Raw genomic sequence first — 7,122 nt, 5'->3', positions numbered from 1 at the left:
GGCGGGGGCGTGGAGCCGGTGCCGAAGGCAACGAGCGCCGAAGGCGATCGTAGGCGGAGCGCGGTCGCCCGACTTGCGGGCGACCGGTGGTCGGGGTGGGGGCAAGTTGTTCCCGCGAAGCCGATGCCCTCACCCTCCTCAGGCTGCGCCTGGGTCCCCTCCCTCTCCCGACCCGGCCGGGAGAGGGCGCATTCCATCACCCCAGCCGCACCACACGCAGCTTCTCGGCGCTGCTCTTGGCGTGTTCCTTGTTGGCGGCGATGGTGGCGTTGATGGCATCCGGGGTCAGGCCCTGCGCGCCGGGCGGCAGCACCACCGCCACGCCGCTCACCGACAGCAGCGGGAACTCGCGCGGATAGCCGAAGCGGTCGTTGGCGACCAGCCGGCCGGCCCGCCGGGTGTCGGGGTCGTACAGGCTCTCGGCGTCGGAGCGGAAGCGGGTCACCAGCTCGGCCAGCCGGGCGCACACCTCCGCCTCCTCCAGGCCGCTGACCGCCAGGAAGAAGTCGTCGCCGCCGACGTGCCCGGCGAAGGCGCCGCCGGCGCCGGCCAGGGCCTTCAGGCGCTCGCTGAACATCAGGATGGCGCGGTCGCCCTGGCGGAAGCCGTAGGTGTCGTTGAACGGCTTGAAGTTGTCGAAGTCGAGGTAGGCCAGCACGTGCGGCCGCTCGCGGTCCTCCAGCACGGATTCGATGTGGCGGACGATGGCGGTGTTGCCGGGCAGGCGGGTCAGCGGGTTCTGGTCGGCGGCGACCGCGAGGTTGCGTTCGTGCACCAGCCGGATCAGCGCGCCCGACGACAGGAAACCGGCGTACTCCCCGCCCTCGATGATGATGATCCCGTCCGTCGCCTCTTCCGCCGAGAAGGCCTCGATCACCTGGTCGAGCGGCGTGGCGATGTCGCACACCGGGCTGCGCAGCACGAGGTCCGCGAGGTTGCCGCCCACCCCCTTGTTGCGCAGCAGTTCGCCGCCGAAGCGGGAGTAGACGAAGCGCTTCAGGTCGCGCTCGCGCACCAGCCCGAGCGGGCGGCGGTGGTCGTCCACCACCGGGGCGACCAGCGGCGCGCCGCTGCCGCTGAAATAGTCGAGCAGCGCCGTCTTCGGCGAACCGACCGGCAGCGGCGCCAGCCGCTCCATCACCTCGTAGACGCGCTGGCGGCTGTCGGCGCCGCGGCGGCGGTCGTTGCGGTTGAGGGACTCGACCACCTGGCTGGACAGCGGCAGCTCCGCCAATCCGGTGCGCGGCCGGGCGATCAGGTAGCCCTGGGCGAAGTCGAAGCCCAGGTCGCGGCAGGCGTAGAACTCGGACTCCGTCTCGATGCCCTCGGCCAGCGTCAGGATGCCCAGCGCGTGCGCGTAGCTGATCAGCGCGTTGGCGATGGCCCGCTTGCGCATGTCGCGGTCGATGCCGGCGACGAAGAAGCGGTCCACCTTCACGTAGTCTGGCTTCGCCTCGTACAGCAGCTTCAGCCCGGCGTAGCCGACCCCGAAATCGTCGAGCGCCACGCCCAGCCCGCCGCGCCGGTACTGCTCGATCATCGCCTCGATGCCGATCTCGGGCCGCAGCTCCTTGCGCTCGGAGATCTCGAAGGTGACGGCGAGGCCGGGAAAGCGCTCCAGCACCGGCAGCCACATGAGCGGGCTCACCCCCACCGCGCGGGCGTCGACGTTGAGGAACAGCTTGGCGCTCAGCCAGCCGTCCAGCGCGCAGTAGGTCTCGATGGCCTTGGCGTGCAGCGCCGCCTCCACCTCCACCAGCACGCCCTGCGCGCAGGCGGCGTCGAGCAGCGCGCCGGGATCGGCGTAGGGCGTGCGCTCCAGCCCGCGCATCAGCGCCTCGTAGCCGTGGCAGCGGCCGGAACGCATCTGCACGATGGGCTGGAAGGCGTACTCGACCTCGGCCAGCACCCCCCGCCACCGCTCCATCACCGGGAGCGACGGCGCGTCGTCGTCATCTTCCAGGGCGTCCAGGATCGACAAGCCCATCGTCGGCTCCGGCGTGGGGGCGGGGAACGCAACCTATAGCAGACGCGTCTTGCGGTTTTGTGACGGCCCATGACCGTCGGGGGCGCGATGGAAACTGTCACAATGCGTGGGGCATAAGCGGCGGCGACACACCTGTTCGGCGGAGGACACGGCGATGCGTCACCTCTTCACCCCCCTCACCGGCCTGCTGCGCGCGGCGCTGGCCCGGCGGCCCACCTACGCGGCGGTGGACCTGGCCCTGTTCTCGGTCGACATCCGCTTGTGAGGACCGCACCCATGCGACGCAGCCCCATCAAGCTGGTGGTGCACGACCACCAGCACGCCGCCGGCCTGTTCCTGGCGGGATTCTGCGACATGCCGCAGGTGATCTCCGAGCTTCGGCCGCTGCGCGATTCCGACTCCGCGTCGGAGTTGCTGGAGCGCTTCGCCGAGCGCTGCCTGCGCAGCGGGCGGGACTTCGAATCCGCCGACCCGCTGATCGACACCTGCCCGTCGGGCGCCGACATCGTCGAGGTTCACCTGGACCCGATCCTGCCGCGCACCCCCTTCGTCCGCTTGTTCGAGGTGGACGAGCGCGGCCTGCGCTGGCGCCGGCACCGCGGCACGCTGGACGGCATCGCCGGGTTGCTGGCGCTGCCGCACTGAGCCTCAGGCGTCCTCGCGCACCTCGAAGTCGTGGGTGATCCGGGCCATGGCGCCCAGCATCACCGAGGCCGAGCAGTACTTCTCCGCCGACAGCGCGATGGCGCGCTCCACCTTCGCCGGGTCGAGCTTGCTGCCGGTCACCACGAAGTGGGCGTGGATCTTCGTGAACACCTTGGGGTCGGTCTCGGCGCGCTCGGCCTCCAGCTCGACCCAGCAATCCGTGACGGTCTGCCGGCCCTTCTTCAGGATCATCAGCACGTCGATGGACGAGCAGCCGCCCATGCCCAGCAGCAGCATCTCCATGGGCCGGATGCCGAGGTCGCGGCCGCCGACCGCGGGGGCGGCGTCCATGACCACGGCGTGGCCGCTGCCGGACTCGCCGACGAACATCATGCCGTCCACCCACTTCACGCGCGCCTTCATGCCACCCTCCCAGGAAAAACGGCCCCGACGCTAGCCGAGGCCGCCCCCCGGACGCAAGATGTCCCGCCCCCGTTCCTTGACAGCATGCGGCGATGATTGCAAACATGGTTGCTCGCGCGAAACGATCAGCCGAGCCTGCCTTGCCTACGTCCGGCATTCCTTCCCTCGACCGCAACACGCGCGTTCGGCGCGTCGTCGACGTGCTCGCCACCGAGGTGGACGGCGAGGTGGTGATGATGGACGTCGAGAAGGGCGTGTATTTCGGCCTGGACGCCATCGGCACCGACATCTGGAAGCGCCTGGAAACGCCGACGACCGCAGCGGCCCTGGCGTCCGACCTGTCCCGGCACTACGACGCCGAGGCCGCGACCATCGAGCGCGATGTGCTGGCGCTGCTGTCGGGCATGGCCGAGCAGGGGCTCGTGGAGATCGGCTGATGCGGCGCGCCGTGCGTTTCCTGCGGCTTCCGGCGGTGGAGCGGCGGCTGACGACCGAAGCCGTCGTGACGCTCACCATGGTCTGCGCGCTTCTGAAGGCGCTGCCGTTCGCGCGGGTGATGCGCCTCTTCGGCCTCAATGCGAACGGACCGGCGGCCGGCCGCGTCGATGCCGCGGCGGCGCGGGCCGTCGCGCGGGCCGTCGCGCGGGCCGGCCGGAACCTGCCATTCGCGGCGGTGTGCCTGCCGCAAGCCACCGCGGCGGCGCTGATGCTGCGGCGGCGCGGACTGGCGGCGGAGGTGCATTTCGGCGTGGCCCGGCGCGGCGGCGGCATCGAGGCGCACGCCTGGAGCCGCTGCGGCGACGTGCTGGTGAGCGGCGGGGCCGAAAGCGCGGCCTACTCCCCGATCGCGGTGTTCCGGGCATGACCTACGCGCTGTGCGGGCTGAGGGTCGGCTCCGACCTGCCGTTGCCCGAACTGCCGCCCTGGGCCGGCGGCGACCGCGCGCCGGATGTCGAGGTCCGGCTGGGCGAGGTGCCCGAGCGTCTGGCGCGGCCGGTGTACGAACGCCCGTGGCTCCAGGTCGGGGGCGATGGCCGCTGCCGGTTCGCCGTGGCGGACGTGGCCGTCTATCTGGTCGAGGCCGGGCGAAGCGTCATCGTGCAGCCGTGTCCGCACGCGGAAGCGGCGGACGTCCGCGTGTTCCTGCTGGGCACGACGTTCGGCATTCTCTGCCACCAGCGCGGCCTGCTGCCGCTGCACGCCGGCTGCGTGGCGATCGGCGGACGCGCGGTGGCCTTCACCGGCGAGTCCGGTGAAGGGAAGTCGACGCTGACCGCCGCGTTCCTGCGCGGCGGCCACCCGGTGCTGGCCGACGACATCACCGTGCTGGACGCCTGTGCCGTCGGCGGACCACAGGTGCTGCCGTCGATCCCGCGGATCAAGCTGAAGCGGGATGCCGCCGCGGGACTGGGCCTGTCCGCTGCCGTACCGAACCCCGGATGGGCCGAAACGGAGAAGCTGCATCTTCCGGTCGGCGAACGGTTCCGGACGGGTCCGTTGCCCCTGGCCGCCGTCTACCACCTCTCCACGACGGACGACGCCGATCGCACCGGCATCGAACGGCTGCGTGGCGTGGCGGCCATGGACGCGCTGCTGGAAGCGGTGTATCGCCGCCCGCTGGCGCTGCACATGGGCCGCCGGGCCCCGTTGCTGGAGGCGATGATGCGGCTGGTGGCGCTGCCGTCCTTCCGGCTCGTCCGCCTGCGCGACCTCGGCGCCATCGACGCCACCGTCGCCGCCATCGCCGCACGGCACGGCGGCTGACGCACCGCACGGGCGCTACTGGTTGCCGCCCTCCACCCAGCGCAGATACCGGCCGAGGTGAAGCGCGCGCATCAGCGTTGAGTGATACAGGACGCCGCTCCCCTCCACGGCGTGCGGATCGTCCGGCCAACCGGCCAGGATCCGCTTCATGCGCGGCAGGTCGAGAATGCGGCCGGCCAGTTGTGACCCGTCCAGCCGTTCCAGTTCCGCCGCGAAGTGCTCACGGTGGGGGGTGAGGCGCAGGTGCCAGTCGGGGTTCTGGGCACCGCGCCGACGATTCCCGGTGATCTCGGGCGGCAGCCGGTCGGCGAAGGCGCGGCGCGCCAGCCGCCGCCACACCCCGCCGTACTGGAACTGCTCCGGCGGCAGCGACAGGCAGAAGTCGATCACCCGGCGATCGCCAAACGGATCGGATAGGGTGATCCCGGTGACGATCCTGAGCGCCCCGATCCCCTCGACCACCGGGCGCGACCGAAGCACGAGATAGCGCAGGAAAGCCAGGCGCCCATTGGCGGCCCGCGTATCCAGGAACACCGCGCTGTCCCGTGCGAAGCGTTCTGCGAGGCTCGCGTCGCGGACGAAATCAGGGCGGATCAGGGGCGGGAGCCTCGATGGCACCATGCCGCCGTGCCGCAGCCACCGCAGGCCCGCCCGCAGTCGCCCCGGCAACGGCTTGAGCGCATGATAGCGCAGCAGGCCTCTCCAAAGGGGCTCCGGCATCGTGCGCCGCAGCGCGGCAAACTCGCGCAGCAGCATCAGCCACGCCCCGTCCCGCCGCAGCACCGACAGGCGGTCGAAGCCGTCGGCGCTCAAGGTGATGTTGCCGCAATGGCCTTGCAGCAGCGTCGTCGCTCCCAGTTCCCCGGCACGCTGGTAGACGCCCATGAACCAGCCGAGGTTGGTTGGCCCCGAGAAAGGCACGGCGCCATTCAGAAAGACCGGCACGGGGTCCAGCTCGAAAGGCGCCGGCTCGGCGGACGCCAGGCATTCGACGCTGAGATTCGGGTGGCAGGCCGCCAGGGCCATGGCAAAGGGGCGCTCGTCGGCGTAGCGCGACGCTCCTGCCAACAGCGGCGCCCCGCCGACCGGCACCGCGCACAGCCCATGCACGGTGTCCGGCGCCCTCTGCCGGGCCGCCGTGGCGGCGACGGCGCTGCAATCCAGTCCCCCGCTGACCGCCGACACCAGCGGCCCGGCGATGCGCAGCCGGCAGGCCACCGCCTCGTCGAAGACGGCTCGCGCCGCCTCGACATAGTCTTCGTCGCGCGGCAGCCGCAGCGTCGGGCGCAGCGCCGGCTCCCAGAGACGCTCCTGGCGCACGCCGTCGGCGGCGACCACCACCCGCGTCGCCGGCCCGACCCACGATATGGATTTGTAGAAGCTGCGTCCGCTGTCGTCCGAACTGCTCAGCAGCAGATCGGCGACCGCCAACTCGTCCACGTCGCGCGAAATCTCGGGCAAGGCCAGCAGCGGTCGGTAGCCGGTGGCGAAGGCGGCAAAGCCGTCGCCGCGGCTGAAGAACAGAGCGCGCAGCGCGCTGTGATCCCGGGCCAGCATCAGCCGCCGGTCACGGCCGTTCCACACCGCCCACGCAAAGTCGCCGAGCAGGCGGGGGACGGCGTCCTCCTCCCACCGTTCGTAGGCGGCCCGGACGATCTCTCCGTCCGGGAGGGGTGCGTCGGGCAGGCTGTGCAGATTCAGGGCGTCCAGCAGTTCGTCCCGATTGTCGAGACGACCATCGAACACCGACAGCACCCGTCCACCAGCCCCCGCGGACGGCTGGCGTTCACGGCGGTCCTCCGGCGCAACGATGCGCTGACGGACGACGAAAACCCCCTGATCGAAACAATGAACCGCGTGTTTGCCGAGGCCTTTGCCATCCAGGCCGGCGCAAAAGCGCTCAACGGTCCCGGGCGGCATTCCTGCCGGGCCGAACGAAACAAACCCAGCGAATGCGCTCATGAAAACCGTCTAACTGCCGGCCCGCAGGCCCAACTCTCAAGCCGAACGGGACCCTGCACAACTGGGCCGGTTACGAATTCGCGACGGGCCAACCGCCCTCGTTGACTTCTCCGGCATCGTCCGGCATGAGCGTGACGTCCTGGACGGCCGACACCGACAAAACAGGCGCGAACCAGGGCTTGCGCACTCCCTCCACGGGTGATTGCTCCGCTCCGCTCTGCTCCACCATGCGCTCGGCCACCGCACAATCTCCCACGGGATCTTTACAACCCATGGTGCATGCATAACACGAACACACATGCTTGTAAACGGCCCGGCAGCCGCGTCTTGCCAGCAATGGC

General features: G+C 70.8%; 8 protein-coding genes. 4 read left to right on the top strand and 4 right to left on the bottom strand.

Features of this window, described 5'->3' with window-relative positions; translation table 11 throughout:
* Positions 1-196: 196 nt before the first annotated feature.
* Positions 197-1,987 (bottom strand): GGDEF domain-containing protein, encoded by a 1,791-nt coding sequence (locus TSO221_RS12480; RefSeq protein WP_109118822.1) that lies wholly within the window; start codon positions 1,985-1,987, stop codon positions 197-199.
* A gap of 276 nt (positions 1,988-2,263) precedes the next feature.
* On the opposite strand from TSO221_RS12480, the gene TSO221_RS12475 reads away from it, so the two are divergent.
* On the top strand, positions 2,264-2,632 hold the full coding sequence (locus TSO221_RS12475) for a hypothetical protein (RefSeq protein WP_109118821.1): 369 nt from the start codon (positions 2,264-2,266) through the stop codon (positions 2,630-2,632).
* Between the two features lie 3 nt (positions 2,633-2,635).
* Here TSO221_RS12475 and TSO221_RS12470 read toward each other — a convergent pair whose 3' ends face one another.
* Positions 2,636-3,055: an OsmC family protein gene (locus tag TSO221_RS12470; protein ID WP_109118820.1), complete on the bottom strand. Its 420-nt coding sequence runs from the start codon at positions 3,053-3,055 to the stop codon at positions 2,636-2,638.
* 140 nt (positions 3,056-3,195) lie between these two features.
* Between TSO221_RS12470 and TSO221_RS12465 the strand changes: the two genes are divergently transcribed.
* From TSO221_RS12465 to TSO221_RS12455, 3 genes are read left to right on the top strand one after another with little or no spacing between them, the layout of a single operon-like run.
* Complete coding sequence (locus TSO221_RS12465; protein ID WP_247878025.1) at positions 3,196-3,492, top strand: PqqD family protein; 297 nt, start codon at positions 3,196-3,198, stop codon at positions 3,490-3,492.
* A complete protein-coding gene (locus TSO221_RS12460; RefSeq protein WP_109118818.1) occupies positions 3,492-3,920 on the top strand; it encodes a lasso peptide biosynthesis B2 protein in 429 nt (142 codons plus the stop codon). Before TSO221_RS12465 ends, TSO221_RS12460 begins: the two co-directional genes overlap by 1 nt.
* A complete protein-coding gene (locus TSO221_RS12455) occupies positions 3,917-4,819 on the top strand; it encodes a serine kinase (RefSeq protein WP_109118817.1) in 903 nt (300 codons plus the stop codon). The genes TSO221_RS12460 and TSO221_RS12455 overlap by 4 nt, the downstream gene beginning before the upstream one ends.
* A gap of 15 nt (positions 4,820-4,834) precedes the next feature.
* Here the strand turns inward: TSO221_RS12455 and TSO221_RS12450 are convergent, their stop codons facing one another.
* Complete coding sequence (locus tag TSO221_RS12450; protein WP_109118816.1) at positions 4,835-6,781, bottom strand: asparagine synthase-related protein; 1,947 nt, start codon at positions 6,779-6,781, stop codon at positions 4,835-4,837.
* Positions 6,782-6,851: 70 nt separating this feature from the next.
* A complete protein-coding gene (locus TSO221_RS35370) occupies positions 6,852-7,022 on the bottom strand; it encodes a hypothetical protein (RefSeq protein ID WP_158284071.1) in 171 nt (56 codons plus the stop codon).
* Positions 7,023-7,122: the final 100 nt, after the last annotated feature.

This window comes from Azospirillum sp. TSO22-1 (genome assembly GCF_003116015.1).
Classification (GTDB): Bacteria; Pseudomonadota; Alphaproteobacteria; order Azospirillales; family Azospirillaceae; genus Azospirillum.
This window is presented reverse-complemented; position numbering and strand designations above follow the sequence as displayed.

Excerpts from the sequence above, each read along its gene's own strand:
- TSO221_RS12480 (WP_109118822.1), bottom strand. The coding sequence starts at position 1,987 with ATGGGCTTGTCGATCCTGGACGCCCTGGAAGATGACGACGACGCGCCG.
- TSO221_RS12475 (WP_109118821.1), top strand. The coding sequence starts at position 2,264 with ATGCGACGCAGCCCCATCAAGCTGGTGGTGCACGACCACCAGCACGCC.
- TSO221_RS12450 (WP_109118816.1), bottom strand. The coding sequence starts at position 6,781 with ATGAGCGCATTCGCTGGGTTTGTTTCGTTCGGCCCGGCAGGAATGCCG.
- TSO221_RS12455 (WP_109118817.1), top strand. The coding sequence starts at position 3,917 with ATGACCTACGCGCTGTGCGGGCTGAGGGTCGGCTCCGACCTGCCGTTG.
- TSO221_RS12470 (WP_109118820.1), bottom strand. The coding sequence starts at position 3,055 with ATGAAGGCGCGCGTGAAGTGGGTGGACGGCATGATGTTCGTCGGCGAG.
- TSO221_RS12460 (WP_109118818.1), top strand. The coding sequence starts at position 3,492 with ATGCGGCGCGCCGTGCGTTTCCTGCGGCTTCCGGCGGTGGAGCGGCGG.